Below are 20008 nucleotides of genomic sequence, written 5' to 3' on the forward strand. Positions count from 1 at the left end.
ACGCCATGGAAATCTTCAACCACAATTCGAACTTCAACTTCCTCGGCCTGCGCAAGTTCAGCATCGGCCTGGCGATCCTCCTCATGATCGGTTCGATCGCGCTGATCATGACGCGCGGTTTCAACTACGGGCAGGACTTCCTCGGCGGCGTGGCCGTGCAGGTGGAGTATCAGACCCCGGTCGATCCGAGTGACGTTCGTGCCGCGCTGGACAAGGGGCATCTGGAGAACCCACTCGTGCAGGCCGTGGGCGGCACGCGTGAGTTCACCATCCGCCTGCAGCCCAAGGGCGACGTGGCGGCGGCAGGCAACCTCAGCAACGACGAGGCGGCCACGAAAGTCGCCAACGACATCATGGCGGCACTCAAGGCGTCCCGCCCCGACGTCGCCATGAAGAGCAAGTCCTTCGTCGGCCCGCAGGTCGGCGAGGAGCTGCGCAGCGACGGTATCGTCGCGGTCGTCTTCGTCATCGTCGGCATCATGGGTTACCTGTGGATTCGCTTCGAGAAGCGCTTCGCCATCGCGGCGCTGGCCACGGAAATCCACGACGTGCTGGTGACCCTCGGCATCTTCGCGATCACGCAGCGCGAGTTCGATCTGACCGTGCTGGCCTCGGTGCTGGCGGTGGTCGGTTACTCGATCAACGACAAGGTCGTGGTGTTCGACCGCGTCCGCGAGCTGTTCCGCTCCAGCCGCAATGCCACGCCGGAGGAAGTGCTGAACCGCTCGATCAACAGCACGCTCTCGCGAACGATCATCACCTCGCTGTTCACCGGCATCACCATGGCCGCGCTGTACTTCATCGGCGGCCCGGTCGTGCACGGCTTCTCGATCACCATGCTCATCGGCATCCTCGTCGGCACGCTGTCGTCCATCTTCGTGGCCAGCCCGATCCTGCTGTGGCTCGGCGTCTCGAAGAAGGACCTCATGCCGGTTGCCAAGGAAGACCCGGAGTTGGCTCGCCGCCCTTAACGAGCGCATCGGCCGCGCGCCTGGCGGGGCGGTCCGAGCGGCATGACCCAGAAGCAAAGAGCCCGCCGTTGTCGGCGGGCTCTTTCGTTGTCACACCCCATCCCTGAGATCAGAAATCGTCGTCGTCCTCGGTGGCGCCCTCGGCATCGTTGGCCAAGGTGACCACGACGTAGGCAGAGCCGACGAGTGACGCACAGAGCCAGGCGTAGACCATCTGGATCGCCGTCCGGGGGACGGCGAGTGCCACGCGCGGCGCGAGCGCCAGGCCGACGATGCCTGCGAGCGCGAGTACGGTGGCGACGGTCCACGCGAGGCGCCGTGACGGCGACGCGGTGGTGATGACGTTCATGCTGCGATAACCCCTGTTTTCCCCTGTCTCGCGGCCTTCGTGAAAAGCGTGTGAGGCCGCTTGATGTAGGAAATACCCTACAAATTTTGCGACGGCAAGTGCCGATGTGCAGAACACGTCCTTGACTCGTAAGGCCTTTCCTGCAAGACATCGAGCAAGTCCCCGAGTCCGCTAGACTTTCGCTTCTTCACGAGAACCGACCCATGCTTGAGCGCGAATTCCCCGGCTTTACCCTGCGCAGCGGCGCCACCCGCGAAGGCTCGCGGTACACGGCGCTGGTGTCCGTGCACCCCGCCGATGGCAGCTACCCAAGCTATTACGCGGTGTATGAAAACCGCAGCTTCCGCGACGAGGCAAGCGCACAGGCCGCTGCCGAGAAGGCATTGGGATTGGTGATGGGGGTGGAAGAGGACGGCGCGCCCGTGTTCGCCGAAGGCGAGACCGGTTTCGATGACGCGTAGGGCACGCCAGCGATGACCCGATACGCGATCCGGCTTGACAGCCGCTCTGTCGCGGCGCGTCATACGAGGCATTGAGACGACAGGGGGGCGGGCGGCGTTGCCATGAACGAGCGGGATGGCCGGTACCGGCAGTTCGTCGAGGCTTCCTCCGACTGCATGAAGGAGCTCGACCGTGACGGCACCATCCGTTTCGTCGCGGGGCTCGGATGTGCGGCCCTCGCGCCCGACGGCGTGGAGCGCCTCATAGGCACGCGCTGGCTCGATCTGTGGCCGTTGGAAGCGCGCGACATGGTGGCACGTGTGCTCGACCGCGCGGCATCCGGCGAGTGCGTGGATTTCGTTGGCGCCCGCCGTATAGGTGAGGGGCCCACGCGCTGGTGGGAGGTCACGGTCACCCCTGTGATCGCCGACGATGCGCTCGACCATTTCGTCGTCATCAGCCGCGATGTGACGGAACGCGTGGAGCTCCAGGCCTCGCTGGAAGCGATCATCGAACTGCTTCAGGACCGGCTCAACGAGACGGTGGCGCGCACGGCCAACGCCACCACGCGCTACGGCACGCTCATGGAGCGCCTCGAATCGGAACACGGGGCGAGGCAGGCACTGGAAAGCCGGCTCACCAGCGTGCGTGAGCAACTCGACATGGCCAACCAGGCGCGCGATCTCGCCGAGGCCAGCGCCAGACAAGCGCAGAAGCAGCAGGCGATCGGTCAGCTCGTCAGCGGCATTGCCCATGATTTCAACAACATGCTGCAGACGGTGATCGTGAGCTTGTCGGGCCTGCAGGATGAGGCAGAGGCGCTCACTCCGAGGCACCGTCGCATGGTCACCTACGCGGTGGAAGGGGCGCGGCACGCGACCGCGCTGACCCGACGTCTGCTGGCCTTCGCGCGCAACCAGTACGCGCAGCCCGAGGCTGTCGATCTTGGCGACCTCGTAGCGGCGTTCGCCGATTTTGCCCGGCATGCTCTCGGTGGCCGGGTGGGCATAGACGTGCTGCGTCAACCGGGCCCGCTGCCGGTATGGGTGGATCGAAGCGGGGTCGAGCAGGCGCTGATGAACGTTTGCCTCAACGCGCGCGACGCCATGAACGGCTTCGGTCAGATCGTGATGGAAGTGGGTGAGCGTATCGACAGCCAGCGGCTGTCGGGGCATCCCGGCGAGGTCGAGGGCGCACGCCAGGTCTTCGTCAGTGTCGCCGATGGCGGCGGTGGCATTCCGGAGGAGGTCCGACAGCGCCTCTTCGAGCCCTATTTCACGACCAAGGAAGGCGGTTCGGGCCTTGGGCTGGCTCAGGTCTACGGTATGGTCGCGCAAGCCGGCGGCGGCATCGAAATCGAGAGCGAAGCGGGTGTCGGCACGCGGATCCGGCTGGTCTTTCCGCGCTACGCCGGACCCTGTGCCTTTGGTGAATAGCGTTCACAAAACGTGACGAAGTTCCTCAATTGTTCGGCGGGTCGGCCGATAAGGCTAGAGCCTGGAGGAAGCAAGTCATGTTGGTCATCATTGGTTCGATCGTCGTCCTGGTTTCCGTACTAGGCGGATACGTCCTGTCGCACGGCGAGATCGGTGCGCTGTGGCAGCCGTACGAGTTGCTCATCATCTTTGGCGCGGCCATCGGTGCGTTCCTCAGCAGCAATTCGCTGGAGGTCGTGAAGAACGCTGGCCGCGACATGGTCGCGCTGTTCAAAGGCCCGAAGTATCGCCGCCAGGACTACGTCGACCTGCTGTCGCTGCTCTACGACATCTTCGTGAAGATGCGCAAGGAAGGGCAGCTCGGCATGGAAGCGCACATCGAGGACCCGGCCAACAGCTCGCTGTTTTCCGCCTATCCGCGCCTGGTGGCTGAGCATCATCTCATCGACTTCACCACGGACTGCCTGCGTCTGATCGTCGGCGGCGCCATGGATCCGCACGAACTCGAGCAGCTGCTCGACGTGGAACTGGAAACGCACCATCACGAAGCGCTCGTCCCCGCGCTGGCCGTGCAGAAGATGGCCGACGCGCTTCCCGGCTTCGGCATCGTCGCCGCGGTGCTCGGCATCGTCATCACCATGAAGTCCATCGACGGCGACGCCGCGGTCATCGGCGAGCACATCGCTGGCGCGCTGGTGGGTACCTTCCTGGGTATTCTGCTTTCCTATGGATTCGTCGGGCCGCTCTCCGCCGCGATGGAAGCGCGCGTGAACACCGACGGCAAGGCATTCGAGTGCGTCAAGGTCGCGCTGCTCGCCAACCTGCGCGGCTACAACCCGATGGTGGCCGTGGAATTCGCGCGCAAGTCGCTGCAGTCCAGTTCGCGTCCGACGTTCCAGGATCTCGAATCGCACCTGAAGGCGGCTCGGTAAGCAACGATGAGCGACCTGAAGCAGATCATCATCGTCCGCAAGAAGCGCGGCGGTGGTCACGGCCACCACGGAGGCGCCTGGAAGGTCGCGTACGCCGACTTCGTCACGGCGATGATGGCCTTCTTCCTGGTCATGTGGCTTGTCGGCGCAGGTACGAAGCAGCAGCGCGCCGCCATCTCCGAATACTTCAAGAACCCCAGCATGACCCAGGGGCAGTCCACGATGGCGCCGTCGGGCAAGATGGGTCCGGGCGGCGCCAGTACCAGCATGATCAAGCTCGGCGGGGCGATGGACCTGCCGAAGGGCCCCGGCGACAACCAGGCGTTTGCCCGGCCCAATGGCGCGGAGCTCGACAAGTTGGCGAAGGAGCAGGAAAAACGCCGGCTCGAACAGCTCATGAAGGATCTCAAGGAAGCGGTCGCCAAGAGCCAGGCCATGGCGCCCTACAAGGATCAGCTCCTGCTCGACATCACCTCCGAGGGCCTGCGCATCCAGATCGTGGATAAGCAGAACCGGCCGATGTTCGACACCGGCAGCGGTGTGATGAAGCCTTACACGGTGGAAATCCTGCACGAGCTGGCGGGCTTCGTGAACCAGGTGCCCAACGCGATCAGCATCTCCGGGCATACCGACAGCGCGCCCTACGTCGGTTCAAGCAAGTCGTATGGCAACTGGGAGCTTTCCGCCGACCGCGCCAACGCCGCGCGTCGCACGCTCGTGGAAGGCGGCATGCAGCCAGACAAGGTGGCCCGCGTGGTGGGGCTCGCGGCATCGGTGCCGTTCGACAAGGCCAATCCCGCCGCAGCCATCAATCGCCGCATCAGCATCGTCGTAATGACGGCCGAGGCGGCGCGCGCGGCGCTCTCGCCGGACCTCGCGGACGGCGCTGTGGCGCCGACGGCCGGATCGCATGCCGCAGGCAACAACCACGTCGAAACGGCAGTCACCGGTGGCGCGCGAGCGCCTGCCGACACGCCCAGGGCGACGACCGCGTCGGTCGCATGCGGCGATGCAACTTGCGCACAAGGCTCGTCGCCCCCATAGGTTTCTAGACCCCGTCGAACGTTCGCTGCGCCCGACGTGACGAGACGAGGGTGCATGCCGCGGCGCGCGCCGCGGCCGACGACGACTCAAGGAGCCGCCTATGCACGACGCCACCCCGCTCATCGCCACCATCGTCGGGGGTCTCGTCCTCGCCTTCATTTTCGGAGCCATTGCCCATCGGCTGCGTCTGCCGGTGCTGGCCGGCTATCTCGTCGCGGGTGTCGTCGCCGGACCGTTCACGCCGGGCTACGTCGCCGATGCCCATCTGGCACAGGAACTGGCCGACCTCGGTGTGATCCTGCTCATGTTCGGCGTGGGGCTGCACTTTTCGTTGAAGGACCTGCTCTCGGTCAAGGCGATTTCCATCCCGGGCGCCGCGGTCCAGATGGCTGTCGCGACCGGCCTCGGCATGGCGCTCGGTGCGTTCCTCGGCTGGCCGCTGGCGCAGGGTTTCGTGTTCGGGCTCGCGTTGTCGGTCGCGAGCACGGTCGTACTGCTTCGTGCGATGGAGGAACGTCGCCTGCTCGACAGCGATCGCGGCCGCATCGCCGTGGGCTGGTTGATCGTCGAGGATCTGGCGATGGTGCTGGCGCTGGTGCTGCTTCCGGCCATCGGCGGATTCCTCGGCGGCGAGCAGGCAGGTGCATCGGCGAGCATCGGTGCGCTGCTGGAAACCGTGGCCTGGACCATCGGCAAGGTGACGTTGTTCGTCGCCCTGATGCTGATCGTCGGCAAGCGGGCCATTCCCTGGGTGCTGCAGGCCGTGTCGGCCAGCGGTTCGCGAGAGCTGTTCCGTCTCGCCGTGCTCGCCATGGCGCTCGGCATCGCGTTCGGCGCAGCCCATCTCTTCGATGTGTCGTTCGAGCTGGGTGCCTTCTTCGCCGGCATGATGATGGGCGAGTCCAAACTGTCGCAGCGCGCCGCGGAGGAAACGCTGCCGCTGCGCGACGCCTTCGCGGTGCTCTTCTTCGTTTCCATCGGCATGTTGTTCAATCCGCACGTCCTCGTCGAACAGCCGTGGGTCGTGCTGGCCGCGTGCCTGATCATCATCGTCGGTAAGTCGGTGGCGGCCTTCGCCATCGTCCGCGCCTTCGGTCGCCCGCCGAAGACGGCACTGACCATCGCCACCAGCCTCGCGCAGATCGGCGAATTCTCTTTCATCCTTGCCGGGCTCGGCGTATCGCTTGGCTTGTTGAGCGAGCAGGCGCGCGACATCCTCCTCGCAGCAGCCATCGTCTCCATCCTGATCAATCCCCTGTTGTTCGCGGTGCTCGACCGATGGATCGCGCGACATGAGGCGGACGTACCGGACGATGGGCCCAGCATTGCCGGCCACACCGTGCTGGTGGGCTACGGACGCGTGGGCCGTCGCGTGCTGGCCGAACTGCAGGCCGAGGGCACCCGCACCCTGGTGATCGAATCCGATGAGGACGCGGTTCGCGAACTGCGCGGAACGTCCGAGGTGGAGTTCGTGGTGGGCAACGCCGCGGTGGCGGCCGTGCTCGACGAGGCCAACCTCGCCGGGGCTCGGGCCCTGATCGTTGCCGTGTCCGATCCGTTCGAAGGAGGGCAGGTCGTGCGTGCCGCGAGGGCCTTGCGGCCCGACCTGCCGATCGTCGCCCGTGCCCACTCCCAGGAGTGCGTGGCGCATCTGGATGGCCTCGGTGCCAGCAACGTGATCTATGGCGAGCAGGAACTTGCGCACAGCATGTTCGCTGCGGTGCGTGCGCCCGTCGATCGTGCCGGCCATTGAGTCGGCGGAGCCCTTTATGAGTGGGCTCCCGCTCGGTTCGTGCGGCAGCGAACATACGTCGAGCTAACGTCACCATCGCTACCTTGTGACGAATCACGGTAGACGAGAGATCCGCATGGCTTCCCGCATCGAGGACTACGCGATGCTCGGCAATTGCCGAAGCGCAGCGCTGGTGGCAAGAGACGGTTCCGTCGATTGGCTGTGCCTTCCCCGCTTCGATTCCGCTGCGTGTTTCGCGGCCCTGATCGGGCAGGAAGAGAACGGACGCTGGCGCATCGCGCCCTCCGATCCCGATGCGATCTGCACACGCCGTTATCTGGACGGTAGCCTCGTGCTGGAGACCGAGTGGCAGACGGCGACGGGACGTGCGCGCGTCATCGACCTCATGCCGATCGATGGTGAGCAGGTGGGCGTCACCCGGATCGTCGAAGGCATCGAAGGTCGCGTGGACTTCGAGGTCGTGCTGACCCTCCGTTTCGACTACGGCAATGCCGTGCCCTGGGTCAGCCGCGTGGACGACGCGACGATGACCGCGATCGCCGGCCCCGATCTCATCGTGGTGCGCAGCCCGGTCACCTTCGACGGCGAGGGCTTGCACAGCGTGGCGCGCTTCAAAGTGCGCAAGGGCGATTCGGTGCCGTTCTCCCTGGCCTGGGGACCGTCGCACCTAGCGCCGCCCGATACGCCGGAACCTTACGGCGCCCTGCGCGACACCCTGGCCTTCTGGGATGGGTGGTCCGATCGCTGCAATGGAACGGGCGAATGGTCGGACATCGTGCGCCGCTCGCTGGTGGTGCTTAAGGGGCTGAGCTACCTGCCCACCGGCGGCATCGTCGCGGCGCCGACCACCTCGCTGCCCGAGCAGATCGGCGGCCCGCGCAACTGGGATTACCGCTACTGCTGGGCGCGCGATGCCACCTTCGTGCTGTCCGCGTTCGTCAACGCCGGCTACCACGACGAAGCAAGCGCGTGGCGCGACTGGGTCCGACGTGCGGTCGCCGGATCCCCGGGCCAGTTGCAGGTGCTCTACGGGCTGGCGGGCGAGCGTCGTCTCGAAGAGTTCGAAGTGCCCTGGCTCGCCGGCTACGAAGGTTCGACGCCGGTACGCATCGGCAACGCTGCCTCCGCGCAGTTCCAGTTGGATATCTTCGGCGAACTGGTCGGCGCCTTCGCCCACGCCGTGCGGCATGGCGTTGCCTTGCAGCCGGAAGCCGACGAGGTGCAGACGGTGTTTCTCGAACATCTCGCGAGCATCTGGCGGCATCCCGACGAAGGCATCTGGGAAATCCGGGGCGAGCCGCGCCATTTCGTCCATTCCAAGGTCATGGCGTGGCTGGCGTTCCAGCGCGCGAGCGAACAGGAGCGCCACGATTCCGATCCTCGGCTCACGCTGCGCTGGCGTGCGATGGCCGACGAGATCAAGGCCGACATCCTCGCCAAAGGCGTCGATCCCGAGCGCGGTTGCTTCACGCAGTCGTATGGCTCCAAGGAAATCGACGCAAGCCTGCTGCTGGTGACGCTTACCGATTTCCTTCCGCCCGACGATCCACGCGTCGCGGCGACCGTGCGGGCCGTCGAAGAAGACCTACTGGTGGATGGCTTCGTCCGCCGCTACGACACGCGAAGCGGCGTGGACGGCTTGCCGCCGGGTGAAGGCCAGTTCCTTCCGTGCAGCTTCTGGCTCGTCGAGAACTACGTGCTGCTCGGGCGCCTCGACGAGGCTCGCACCCTGTTCATGCGACTGATCGGCCTGGCAAACGATCTCGGCCTGCTCGCGGAGGAGTACGATCCCCGTGCGAAACGGCTGCTGGGTAATTTCCCCCAAGCTTTTTCTCACGTCGCGTTGGTAAATGCCGCCTTCAGTCTCGCGCACGGTTACAGCGCGACGGCAGATATCCACGCTACCCCCGAATCCCAAGATCCCCAAGGAGTCCGTGCATGAGCCCAGCCCAACCGAAGCGTGTCACCTCGCGCGCTCATCCGGCCGACCCGTGTACCGTCGTGATTTTCGGCGCTGCCGGCGACCTCACCAGTCGGTTGGTCGTCCCCGCGCTCTACAACATGCGCCGCACCGGCCTGCTGGCTGACAATTTTTCGGTCATTGGTTTCAACCACGGCAAGATGACCGACAACGCATGGCGCAAGAGCCTGCGTACCGCGCTCGAACGTTTCGTAGGCAACAGCGGCAGTCGCCTGGACGAGGATGCCTGGGGCTGGCTAAGCAGCCAGATGACCTACCACGCGGGCGATTTCGACGATCTGTCCGCGTTCCAGAACCTGGCGGTGAAGCTGCGCGATGCGGAGCGCCGCCGCGGTACGAAGGGCAACGTGCTGTTCTATCTCGCCACGCCGGAGCGTTTCTTCGGCGACGTGATCGAGAAGCTGCGCGATGCCGACCTCGTCGACGATGGCGGTCCCGATGGCGAGTTCTGGCGTCGCGTCATCATCGAAAAGCCCTTCGGTCATGACCTCGCTTCCGCGCACGCGTTGAACGAGCGCATTCTCAAGGTGCTGCGCGAGGACCAGATCTTCCGCATCGACCACTTCCTCGGGAAGGAGACGGTGCAGAACATCATGGCGTTCCGCTTCGCCAATGGCCTGTTCGAGCCGATCTGGAACCGCGACCGTATCGACCACGTGCAGATCACCGTGGCCGAGACCGTGGGCGTGGAACGCCGCGGCTCGTTCTACGAACAGACCGGCGCGTTGCGCGATATGGTGCCCAATCATCTGTTCCAGCTGCTGGCCATGGTCGCCATGGAGCCGCCGAGTTCCTTCGACGCCGAAGCCGTGCGTACGCGCAAGGCGGAAGCCATCGAAGCCATCCGTCCGATCCAGCCCGAGGACGCGGTGCGCGGCCAGTACGGCCCGGGTGCAGTCAACGGCGAACTGGCGATCTCCTACCGCGACGAACCCAACGTCGCGCCGGATTCGGTCACCGAGACCTTCGTGGCAATGAAGCTCTCCATCGATACGTGGCGCTGGTCCGGTGTGCCGTTCTATCTGCGCACCGGCAAGCATATGGGCCGGCGCACTACGGAAATCGCGATCCGCTTCAAGTCGGCGCCGTTCGCCCCGTTCCGCGGCACCGGCATGGATGCGTTCGGTCCCGATTGGCTGGTGTTGCAGATCCAGCCCGACGAGGGCATTTCGTTGCAGTTCGACGTGAAGCGCCCGGGTCCGCGCGTGGAACTGGCGCCAGTGCGGATGGATTTCAAATACGCCGACTGGTTCCGCGCCGAGCCCAACGTGGGCTACGAAACGCTGCTCTACGATTGCATGACCGGTGACGCCACGCTGTTCCAGCGTGCGGACATGGTCGAAGCCTGCTGGCGTGCCGTGCAGCCGATCCTTGACGATTGGGCGCAGCGAACCCCGGCGGACTTCCCGAACTACGCCTCGGGCAGTGCAGGCCCCGCCTCGGCGGACACGCTCCTGGCCTTGGGTGGGCGTTCGTGGCGTCCGCTGAATTCGTCGAGCGAGCCACTGGCGCGCAAGTCGTCGCGCAGCAAGGCCGAGGTCGCACCGGCGTCCGTCGGCACCGCGCCCAAGAAGCGTGCATCTGCGAAGAAGGCCGCGGCATCGAAGAAGGCGACTGCGCCGCGCAAGACGGCATCGCGTCGCGCCACGGGAGCGAAGACCGCCGCGGCGAAAACCGCCTCGGCCCGTAAGGTGGCACCCGCGAAAGCCACGACGAAGAAGACGGCTGCCCGTCGCAAGCCCGTCGGTCGTCCGCGTTCCAAGTAATCACGCCTCGGGTCAAACGAAAAGGCCGCGCTGAAAAGCGCGGCCTTTTCGTTGTTCGCACGATCAGTGATCGTGCTTGTCGTCCTTGTGCTCGGGCGGCCGGTGGTCGTCATGCCGCGGAGCGGGCCTGGATTCGGGACGCGCTTCGGGACGCGGCGCCGGACGGGCTTCCATCCGCGGCTCGGGACGCGGTTCCGGACGGGCCTGCATGCGCGGCTCCTCGCGGGGCGGCATGCGTTGATCCATGCGCTGCGACTCCATTCGCGGCTCGGCGGCCGGCGCACGTTGGGCAAAACGTGCCGCATCGTTCGATGGCATGTGCGGTTCCGCCACCGGGGCATGCGGCGCGAAACGCGCTGCATCGTTCGGCGGCATGCGGGGCGCGGCAGGCTCCTGCCGCGGCTGCGTCGGCGGCGGAGCCGGTGCGTGCCGGGCATCCATGGTCTGCGGAGGGCGCGCCTCCATGGGCTGAGGCGCGTGGGCGGCCAAGGCCTGGCGATCGCGGGCGAACGCCTCGGCGTTGACCGGACGCTCCGGCGCATGCGGCGCGCCGGGAGCCGTGGTGGTCGCGTGCTCATTGCGCTGCATCGTCGCCGGATCGACTCCATGCGGCGCATTGGGCATGGGACGACCTGCGGCGGAAGCGCGAGGGTCCACCGGACGCCCTGGCTCACCGGCGGGACGCGGCATCATCGCAGCACGCTCGGCACCCGGCGGCGGCAACGCAGGGCGAGCGTTCGGCGCCGTGGCGCGCATCATCGCGGGGTTGAAGTTCGGGCGCTGCATGTGCGCGAAATCCACCGGGTGCGGCGCCATGGCGGCCGGTGCCGGATGACCCATCGGGCCGGCGGGCGGTGCGCCGTTATAGGTGGTGTTGTGCACTGACACGTTGCCGAAGTTGTGTCGGTTGTCGATGTGCACCGAACGATCGATGCTGGTGTAACGGTTGATCACCGTGTTGCGGTTCACGACATACGGATGGTTGTCGTAGACCACGGCCGGCGGGCCATAGCCGCCACCGCGCGGGCCGCCCCACGACGTGTTCCAGGCGTTCCAGCCCCAGGGATGGTCGTGGTGGTGCGCGAACAGTTCGCCAACTACCACGCCGACGCCGAACGACACGAGGCCGGTCGCGACGAGGTCGCCGCGGTCGGGAGCGGGTTCGTACCAGCGTTCGGTCGTGTAGACGCGCGAGTACACCGGCTCGCCGTAGACGACGTCGGGATCGTACCGCGGCACGTAGACGACATCCGGCTCCGCCGGCTCGATCTCAATGGTCTGTGCGGGCGGCTCGACGACACGGCGCTCTTCGACCACGGTGGTCGTCGTGGGCTGAGGCGTCTCTACCACGCGGATCTTCTGCTGCGGCGTATCGGCCAGCGATCCGTGTGCACGGGCACGCTGGCGCATCACCTGGATCGCGTTGAGCACGTCGGTGGGTTCGGCCGCGTAGGCGGCACCCAAGGCGGCAGTCCAGTCGTTATGGCCGTCCAGTTGATCGACGACGGCGGGGAAGGCGACCAGCGCCTTGACGCTCGGATCCCATGGCTGGTTGCTTGCGGCATCGATCAGCGCCGAGCCGCTCAGGTTGCGGTTGTCTTCGAGGAAGCCGCGCGCGGCATGCACATCGTCCGGGTGCGTGGACGCGGCCAGGGTGAGTGCGACGAGCTTGTCGGGAAACAACGCGATCGGCGAGACCAGCGCATAAAGCTGTTCCGCCGTCGGCGGCTGGTAGGCGGGGGCCGGCGGGGGTGCGTTGTCGACCGTTCCTGCGGCGGCCGGCGGCGCGGAAGCGGTGTCATCCGCGGGCGCCTGACGCTGGCAACCGGCAAGCATGCCGACAATGGCGACCGACAGCGCGGTCATCAGAACGACGTCCTTCGTAGTGTGTCTCATGGTGCCCTCTCGTCACGGATCGCCTGTCGATCCGGCGTGGCGCCAATGTCGTTTTCGGCGCGTGACTCGGCGCTGTCTGGCGCCGCAAGGGCTTGCGGTTTCGCGGAGGTATTTAGCGGCGGTTTGGGTGGGTGAGGGTGATCGCGAACGCAGTTTCGAGGGCAGGATGCACGTGTTTTTTTTCGTTGCGTTGCAGCAAGCAACCCCGTCCAACCGCCTTTCATGGCGCTCTGCGAAAACGGCGATTCCGTTTCCGCGAAAAAACAGTCACTTGCTCAAGTAGCTACGGGTTACGTCGCCAAGATGGATCGATCCAAATTTTGCGAAACCGTTCTGCACTGCACTATTTTGGTATTCCCAATATATCGATAAAAATCAAAGCGATGAGTCAAGTTGATCATCCTTAGATCGAGTTAAAAATTCAGTTGACTTCGATGACAGGGGACTTAAGAATCCGGCGATAACACGGGATTGCTACAGCAAGACCGGGGCTTTCGCGCCAGAACCCGCAGACCGGCGGCGCGGAAGAAGAAAAGGGCGGCGAAACAAGACCCTCACGCAGCGCGCGTTCCCGACGTCGGTTTTCAGCCGGCGCGGTGCCGTTCGCTCGGAAAAAAGCAACGCGGGAGCGGGGCCCCGACAGCGAGCGGGACCGGCTTCCTTCCCCTTTCCAGGAGATCGATGTGAACCACCGTATCAGCGCACTTTCCATGGCCATCCTGGCCGGTCTGTTCGCGACGGGTAGTGCGATGGCGCAGGACGCCACCACCACCCCGTCCGCGAACGACGCCGGGACGACCGCCCCCGCCGGTCAGTCCAATCCCCAGAACGCGGCCAATCTCAGCGGCATCACCGTCACCGGTATCCGCGCGAGCCTGCAGAAATCGCTCGACCTCAAGCGGAATGCCGACTCCATCGTCGACGCGATCTCCGCGGAAGACGTGGGCAAGTTCCCGGACACGAACGTCGCCGAATCGCTTTCGCATCTGCCGGGTCTCAGCGTCGACCGCAACTTCGGCGAAGGCGACAAGGTCAGCATCCTGGGCACCGATCCTGCGCTGAACCGCCTGCTGCTCAACGGCCAGACCGTCGCATCGACCAACTGGACGTCGGATCCGAACAACCCGGACAGCCGCTCGTTCAACTACAGCCTGCTCGCCTCGGAAATCATCGGTAACGCCCAGGTCTACAAGACCCCGCAGGCGAACATCGACGAAGGCAGCATCGGTGGCACGGTCATCGTCAACACGCGTCGTCCGCTCGACCTGCCGGCGAACACGCTGACGGGCAGCGTCAGCTACGGTTACAACGACCGCGCCGACAAGGGCAAGCCGAACGCATCGCTGCTGTACAGCTGGAAGAACAAGGAAAGCACCTTCGGCGTCATCGGCTCGCTGATGCATTCCGATCGCATCATCGATCGCCAGGGCACCGAGATCTTCGGCTACCAGCGCGTCAACGATCCGACCGACACGAACCCCGACCACCAGTTCAACCCGGCCGTCGTGCCGCCGGACGCGAAGGGCGTGTACCCGACCGCGATCAACACGGCGTGGTTCCAGCAGCGCCGCACGCGCGACGGCGTGTCGACCGGCCTGCAGTGGAAGCCGAACGACGCGTTCGAGCTGAACTTCACCGGCCTGTACGTGACCGAGAAGTTCAACAACTTCAACCAGAGCCACTACGGCGAATGGTCCGGATCGGCCGCCAACGCCACGGCGCTGGGCTTCAACAACGGCGTTGCGACCAGCGGCAGCTACAACGCGAACACGTCGACCTACCTCGACGGTTACGAGCGCGATTCGACCGTGAACACGGGCGTCGCCAATCTGCGCGCCGACTGGTTCGGTGACGGCTGGACGGCATCGAGCCAGATCGGCTACACCGGTTCCACCGGCGGTTCGGACGGCATCTGGAATACGCAGTTCCAGGGCTTTGGCGGCTTCGACTGGAACCTCAAGGGCCAGCATCCGCAGATCAACTACAACAACGCCGACAATCCCGCGGCGATGCTCCTGCACGGTGCCGGCTACAGCTACGCGCCGAGCTACGATCGCGAGCGTTACTTCCAGGCCGACTTCTCGCACGACGTCAGCTGGGGTCCGCTGAACCAGATCGAGGTCGGCATCAAGGCGACCAACCACATCGACGGCCAGGACGCCTACGCGGCACGCCTGCCGTCGCAGGACGGCAGCGGTCTGTCGCTCGGCGATTTCTCGCACGGCGGAACGCCCAGCGGTTACCTCGACGGCCTCAGCGCGGCCGGCAACATGGGTGACTGGACGACGATCGATCCGGGCCTCATGAAGGCGTACATCCAGCAGCTGAAGAACGGCACGGTATCGCTCGATCCGAAGGCCACCTACAGCGTCGTCGAGCAGAACCGCGCGTTCTACATCCAGGGCGACTTTGCCGGCGACGACTACCGTGGCAACCTCGGCGTGCGTTATTTCCGCACCCGCGACACGGTGGACGGTTACAACGCCATCGGCGGCGACAACTACGGTCCCGTCAACAAGCGCAGCGCGTATCACGACTGGCTGCCGTCGTTCAACATTGCCTACGACGCAACCGACAGCCTGACGCTCCGCTTCGCCGCCGCCAAGGCCGTCGCTCGCCCGCGCTACCAGCAGATGACGCCGTACGTCGCGCTCGACGACCGTACCCTGACCGGTTCGCGTGGCAACACCGACCTCGGTCCGTACAAGTCGACCAACTACGACGCCTCGGCCGAGTGGTACTTCTCGGAAAACAGCGTGCTCGCCGCGGAAGTGTTCTTCCGTCGCATCTCGGGCTACATCCTCAACACCAACGTTGCCGAGACGCACTACAACCTGACGAATCTGCGTGACGACGTGTACCAGATGCAGGTGCCGATCAACGCCGGTGTCGCCAAGGTCAAGGGCGCGTCGATCAGCTACCAGCAGAACTTCCGTTACGGCTTCGGCTTGCTGGCGAACTACACGTACTCCGACGCGGACACCAGCAACGACTTCCCGCTGCCGTACAACTCGAAGAACTCGTTCAATCTGTCGCCGTTCTACGAGCAGGGTCCGTGGAGTGCGCGTCTGACCTACAGCTGGCGTTCGTCGTACTTCACCTCGATCGCGCAGCTGCAGTCGCAGCAGATCACGGGCATCTTCCGTCAGCTCGATGCCTCGGTCGGCTACCAGATCAACGATCACATCCGTGTGTCGCTGGATGCCACCAACCTGCTGGACGAAACCTACTTCGTCTACAACAACACCCCGGCGCAGCCGCTCAACGCCTATAAGAACGGTCGCACCTACACCGTGACCATGGGCTTCAAGCTGTGATGCGGCGCGCGTCGCTGGCAATGGTGGCCTGGCTTCTCGCCGGTGCCGCCAGTGCGGCCACGCCGGTGGAGAAAGACCTTTCCACCGGCTGGCAGTTTCGCCTGGTGACGGAACGGGGGGCGGACAGTGTCCGCGATCCCGCCGCCCAGGCGTCGCCAGCGACGCGCTGCCGTGAGTCGTGCAAACGATTCGCGGACTGGCAGCCGGCCACCGTGCCGGGTGCCGTCCAGACGGACCTGCTCGCCTTGGGACGGATCGGCGATCCGTTCTGGCGCGACAACGAGGCCGACCTGCAATGGATTGGCCTCTCCGATTGGGATTACCGTCTGGACTTCGACGTCGACGCGGCCATGCTCAAGCGTGGTCACGTCGAACTCGTTTTCGATGGCCTCGACACCTTTGCGGACGTCGAGGTCAATGGCCGGATGCTGCTCTCGGCGGACAACATGTTCCGTCGCTGGCGTGTGCCGGTGAGAGATGCCTTGCACAAGGGCACGAACACGCTGGTCGTGCATCTCCATTCCCCGATCACCCGGCTGTTGCCGTGGCTGATGAAGCAACCGTATTCGCTGCCCGGCGAATTCGATTCCTCTTTCGGCGACGAGCCGAAGGGCAAGCAGACGTCCAACTACGTCCGCAAGGCCAACTACCAGTACGGCTGGGACTGGGGCCCGCGCTATGTCACGCTCGGCATCTGGCAGCCGGTACGGCTGGAGAGCTGGGACGCGACGCGTCTTGCCGACTTCCACGTCGCGCAGAAGCACGTCGACGCCGATAGCGCCCAGCTCGACGCGCAGTTCGACCTGCGCGCGGATCGCAGCGGTCCGGTCATCCTCAAGGTGGACTGGGCCGCCCCGGATGGCACGCGCGGCCACGACGAGCGCAGCGTGGCCCTGTCGCGTGGCGAAAACCATGTGTCGTTGCCGGTCTCGATCGCTCATCCGCAGCGCTGGTGGCCGGTCGGTTACGGCGAGCCGAACCTCTATCGCTTCCACGCGGAGGTCGCTGCCGATGGCGACACCATCGCCAGTGCCGACCGCGACACCGGCCTGCGCACGGTGGAGCTGCGGCGCGACAAGGACACCTGGGGCAGGGGCTTCGCCTTCGTGGTGAACGGCGTGCCGATCTTCGCCAAGGGCGCGAACCTGATTCCGTTCGACAGCTTCCCATCGCGCGTGACCACCGCGCGCATGGAGGCGATCCTTCGTTCCGCGAAGGACGCCAACATGAACATGCTGCGCATGTGGGGCGGCGGTACCTATCAGGACGACGCCTTCTACGCCGCGGCCGATCGCATGGGCCTGATGATCTGGCAGGACTTCATGTTCGGCGGTGCGATCACGCCCTACGACGATGCCTTCCGCGAGAACGTGCGCATCGAGGCGACCGAGCAGGTCACGCGGCTGCGCGATCATCCGTCGATCGTGCTGTGGTCCGGCAACAACGAGGTGCAGACCGGCTGGGACGACTGGCCGGATCGCCAGGACTTCCGCAAGTTCGTCAACGCCGATGAGGTGCGTCGCATCGACGATGGCATGCGCGAACTGTTCGGCACGACCTTGCGCAAGGTCGTCCAGGATCTCTCGCCTCAGGTGCCTTACTGGGCCAGTTCGCCCAGCACCGACTACGACGGCCCCGCGAACGTAGAGAACGACGGCGACTTCCACTACTGGAAGGTCTGGTCGGGTTCGGAGCCCATTGCGCGTTACCTGGACGTCACCCCGCGCTTCCAGTCCGAATACGGCCTGCAATCCTTCCCGGTGATGGCTACGATCAAGGCGTTCGCAAGTCCCGAGGACATGCAGCCGGAATCGAAGGTCATGCGCGCGCACCAGAAGTTCGCCAACGGCGATGGCAACCAGCGCCTGCTGCTGTACATTCGCCAGGAATACGGCGAGCCGAAGGATTTCCCCTCGTTCGTTTACCTGAGTCAGGTGATGCAGGCGGAAGGCATCGAGCTGGCGGCGGAGCACCTGCGCAGCGCGCGTCCACGCAACATGGGCACGCTGTACTGGCAGTTGAACGATGTCTGGCCCGGTGCGTCGTGGGCGAGCGTCGACTACTTCAATCGCTGGAAGGCCTTGCAGTTCCATGCGAAGCGCTTCTATGCGCCGGTAGACGTCGTGCCGCTTCGGCGCGATGGCAAGACCGAGGTTTTTGCGGTGTCCGATCGCACGACCGACTTCGCCGCCACGCTGCGCACGCGTGTCTATGACATGGGTGGGAAGCTGCTACGTGAGACGAGTCAGCCCGTTCACTCGGCCGCGCTTGCGAGCACCAAGGCGGTCACGTGGGACGATGCGGCGCTGTTGAAGGGCGCAGATCCACGCCGCACGGTGGCGGCGTTCGATCTGATCGAGGCCGGTAAGCCGGTCGCGCATCATCTGCTGTATTTCGGCGCCGCGCGTACGCTCGCGTTGCCGCAGCCCGGCATGAGTACGTCGTTGCGCAAGGACGGTGGCGCCGTGGTGCTCACCGTCAAGGCGAAGCGCCTGGCGCGCGCCGTGTGGATCGATACGGGCGACCTGGACGTGCGCCTCGCAGACAACGCGTTCGACCTGCTCCCGGGCGAGAGCCGGGACATCCGCATCGACGGCGTGGCCGATGTCGATGCGCTCCGCCGCGTGTTGAAGGTACGCTCGCTTGTCGACGCTCTGAAGGAGACCGCTCCGTGAATCCCAGCCGACGCCATCTCGTGAAATGGCTTTCCCTGGTGCCCAGTGCCGCCTTGCTCGGTGGCATGAGCCTCAGCGCCGCCGCGGGGCCGCGCTTCGTCACCCAGCGGCCGCCCGTCGGCAAGCGCAAGTTCACCAGCGACGCCGTGGAGAAGCTCATTGCGTCGACGAAGAAAAAGATCGCAGACCCCGAGCTCGCGTGGTTGTTCGAGAACTGCTTCCCGAACACCTTGGATACCACGGTAGAGATCGGTCGGCTCGATGGCTACGAGGACACCTTCGTGGTCACGGGCGACATCGACGCCATGTGGCTGCGCGACTCGTCCGCGCAGGTGTGGCCGTATCTTCCGCTCACGCCGAAGGACGAAGCGCTGCGCAAGCTGTTTCGCGGCCTCATCCGTCGCCAGGCGCGCTGCATCAGCATCGATCCGTACGCCAATGCGTTTCTTCCCGATCCGCGCGGCAAGAGCAAGCTCGAATGGGCGCAGTCCGATATGACCGACATGCGCCCCGGCGTCGCGGAGCGCAAATGGGAGATCGACTCGCTCTGTTACCCCGTGCGTCTCGCGCATGGGTATTGGCAGACGACCGGCGATCGCGAGCCGTTCGACGAAAACTGGCGCGCCGCGACGCGACTCATCGTGACCACCTTCCGTGAACAGCAGCGCAAGGACGGCACCGGCCCGTACCATTTCCAGCGGCCGTCGCCCAATCCGACCGAGAGCCAGTTCCTGCACGGCTATGGGCAGCCCACGCGCCCGGTCGGCATGATCCATGCGATGTTCCGTCCGTCCGACGACGCCACGCTGTATCCGTTCAACATCCCGGGCAACCTGTTTGCCGTCGTGACCTTGCGTCGCCTTGCGCAGATGCATGGCACGTTCTACGGCGACCAGGGCTTCGCGAGCGAATGTAACGCGCTGGCCGACGAGATCGCTGCGGCGATCGAACAGCATGGCGTGATCGGCGACCATGGCGAGGACTACTGGGCCTACGAGGTCGATGGTTATGGCAACCATCTCTTCATGGACGATGCCAACGTGCCGAGTCTGCTGGCCCTGCCTTACCTGGAATGCGGGCCGCGCGACGCGCGCTATGCGCGCACCCGGGCCAAGGTCTGGAGTGCCGACAACCCGTACTTCTTCAAAGGCAGCGCAGGCGAAGGTATCGGCGGACCGCATGAGGGCCTGCGCATGATCTGGCCCATGTCGATCATGATGAAGGCGTTCACCACTGACGACACGGCGGAGATCCGTCAGTGCCTGCACGGGTTGAAGACCACCCATGCGGGCACCGGGTTCATGCACGAGGCATTCGATCAGGACGACCCGAAGCAATTCACGCGGTCGTGGTTCGCCTGGGCCAATACGCTGTTCGGCGAGCTGGTGGTCCACCTCGCCGATAAACATCCCGATACCTTGCGGCGCGTCTGACGCGCCGATCCCTG

The 20008-nt window shown here is 65.2% G+C and carries 13 protein-coding genes; 11 read left to right on the top strand and 2 right to left on the bottom strand.

Translation table 11 applies throughout. The annotated features are described in order from the left end of the window. Window positions 1-5: 5 nt before the first annotated feature. Entirely contained in the window at window positions 6-971 is a 966-nt protein-coding gene (secF, locus tag IM816_RS03515) for a protein translocase subunit SecF (RefSeq protein WP_250339819.1), read from the top strand. A gap of 109 nt (window positions 972-1080) precedes the next feature. Here secF and IM816_RS03520 read toward each other — a convergent pair whose 3' ends face one another. Further along, window positions 1081-1320, bottom strand: a complete 240-nt coding sequence (locus IM816_RS03520; protein WP_072322729.1) for a hypothetical protein — start codon at window positions 1318-1320, stop codon at window positions 1081-1083. A gap of 203 nt (window positions 1321-1523) precedes the next feature. On the opposite strand from IM816_RS03520, the gene IM816_RS03525 reads away from it, so the two are divergent. The 7 genes from IM816_RS03525 (at window position 1524) to zwf (ending at window position 10673) form a co-directional block, all read left to right on the top strand. Next, window positions 1524-1781 (top strand): hypothetical protein, encoded by a 258-nt coding sequence (locus IM816_RS03525; protein ID WP_250339820.1) that lies wholly within the window; start codon window positions 1524-1526, stop codon window positions 1779-1781. A 102-nt stretch (window positions 1782-1883) separates the two neighbouring features. Then, window positions 1884-3197, top strand: coding sequence for a two-component system sensor histidine kinase NtrB (locus IM816_RS03530; RefSeq protein ID WP_250339821.1), 1314 nt, complete (start codon window positions 1884-1886; stop codon window positions 3195-3197). Between the two features lie 77 nt (window positions 3198-3274). Continuing rightward, on the top strand, window positions 3275-4129 hold the full coding sequence (gene motA, locus IM816_RS03535) for a flagellar motor stator protein MotA (RefSeq protein ID WP_250339822.1): 855 nt from the start codon (window positions 3275-3277) through the stop codon (window positions 4127-4129). Window positions 4130-4135: 6 nt separating this feature from the next. Further along, window positions 4136-5173, top strand: a complete 1038-nt coding sequence (gene motB, locus IM816_RS03540; RefSeq protein ID WP_250339823.1) for a flagellar motor protein MotB — start codon at window positions 4136-4138, stop codon at window positions 5171-5173. Window positions 5174-5273: 100 nt separating this feature from the next. Then, a complete protein-coding gene (gene ybaL / locus IM816_RS03545; protein WP_250339824.1) occupies window positions 5274-6926 on the top strand; it encodes a YbaL family putative K(+) efflux transporter in 1653 nt (550 codons plus the stop codon). A 115-nt stretch (window positions 6927-7041) separates the two neighbouring features. Continuing rightward, window positions 7042-8868: a glycoside hydrolase family 15 protein gene (locus IM816_RS03550; protein ID WP_250339825.1), complete on the top strand. Its 1827-nt coding sequence runs from the start codon at window positions 7042-7044 to the stop codon at window positions 8866-8868. After that, entirely contained in the window at window positions 8865-10673 is a 1809-nt protein-coding gene (zwf, locus tag IM816_RS03555) for a glucose-6-phosphate dehydrogenase (RefSeq protein WP_250339826.1), read from the top strand. Before IM816_RS03550 ends, zwf begins: the two co-directional genes overlap by 4 nt. A 63-nt stretch (window positions 10674-10736) precedes the next feature. On the opposite strand, the gene IM816_RS03560 is transcribed toward zwf, so the two are convergent. Next, window positions 10737-12569 carry a DUF3300 domain-containing protein gene (locus IM816_RS03560; RefSeq protein WP_250339827.1) on the bottom strand — a complete coding sequence of 611 codons (1833 nt, stop codon included), beginning with the start codon at window positions 12567-12569 and terminating at the stop codon, window positions 10737-10739. A gap of 749 nt (window positions 12570-13318) precedes the next feature. Between IM816_RS03560 and IM816_RS03565 the strand changes: the two genes are divergently transcribed. The 3 genes from IM816_RS03565 to IM816_RS03575 are packed head-to-tail and all read left to right on the top strand — an operon-like array spanning window position 13319 to window position 19994. Then, the gene (locus IM816_RS03565; protein ID WP_425602629.1) at window positions 13319-15886 is read left to right on the top strand and encodes a TonB-dependent receptor; all 2568 of its coding nucleotides are present in this window, start codon (window positions 13319-13321) and stop codon (window positions 15884-15886) included. Next, complete coding sequence (locus tag IM816_RS03570) at window positions 15886-18561, top strand: beta-mannosidase (protein ID WP_425602607.1); 2676 nt, start codon at window positions 15886-15888, stop codon at window positions 18559-18561. The genes IM816_RS03565 and IM816_RS03570 overlap by 1 nt, the downstream gene beginning before the upstream one ends. Continuing rightward, window positions 18558-19994, top strand: a complete 1437-nt coding sequence (locus IM816_RS03575; protein WP_425602608.1) for a glycoside hydrolase family 125 protein — start codon at window positions 18558-18560, stop codon at window positions 19992-19994. Before IM816_RS03570 ends, IM816_RS03575 begins: the two co-directional genes overlap by 4 nt. Window positions 19995-20008 lie beyond the last annotated feature (14 nt).

It is taken from the genome of Luteibacter flocculans (assembly GCF_023612255.1).
GTDB classification, from domain to species: Bacteria; Pseudomonadota; Gammaproteobacteria; order Xanthomonadales; family Rhodanobacteraceae; genus Luteibacter; species Luteibacter flocculans.

Bases quoted from the DNA above. Each gene is read 5' to 3' on its own strand.
- IM816_RS03560 (WP_250339827.1), bottom strand. From the start codon at position 12,569: ATGAGACACACTACGAAGGACGTCGTTCTGATGACCGCGCTGTCGGTC.
- motA (WP_250339822.1), top strand. From the start codon at position 3,275: ATGTTGGTCATCATTGGTTCGATCGTCGTCCTGGTTTCCGTACTAGGC.
- IM816_RS03520 (WP_072322729.1), bottom strand. From the start codon at position 1,320: ATGAACGTCATCACCACCGCGTCGCCGTCACGGCGCCTCGCGTGGACC.
- IM816_RS03525 (WP_250339820.1), top strand. From the start codon at position 1,524: ATGCTTGAGCGCGAATTCCCCGGCTTTACCCTGCGCAGCGGCGCCACC.
- IM816_RS03565 (WP_425602629.1), top strand. From the start codon at position 13,319: ATGGCGCAGGACGCCACCACCACCCCGTCCGCGAACGACGCCGGGACG.
- secF (WP_250339819.1), top strand. From the start codon at position 6: ATGGAAATCTTCAACCACAATTCGAACTTCAACTTCCTCGGCCTGCGC.
- IM816_RS03550 (WP_250339825.1), top strand. From the start codon at position 7,042: ATGGCTTCCCGCATCGAGGACTACGCGATGCTCGGCAATTGCCGAAGC.
- IM816_RS03570 (WP_425602607.1), top strand. From the start codon at position 15,886: ATGCGGCGCGCGTCGCTGGCAATGGTGGCCTGGCTTCTCGCCGGTGCC.
- motB (WP_250339823.1), top strand. From the start codon at position 4,136: ATGAGCGACCTGAAGCAGATCATCATCGTCCGCAAGAAGCGCGGCGGT.
- IM816_RS03530 (WP_250339821.1), top strand. From the start codon at position 1,884: ATGAACGAGCGGGATGGCCGGTACCGGCAGTTCGTCGAGGCTTCCTCC.
- zwf (WP_250339826.1), top strand. From the start codon at position 8,865: ATGAGCCCAGCCCAACCGAAGCGTGTCACCTCGCGCGCTCATCCGGCC.
- ybaL (WP_250339824.1), top strand. From the start codon at position 5,274: ATGCACGACGCCACCCCGCTCATCGCCACCATCGTCGGGGGTCTCGTC.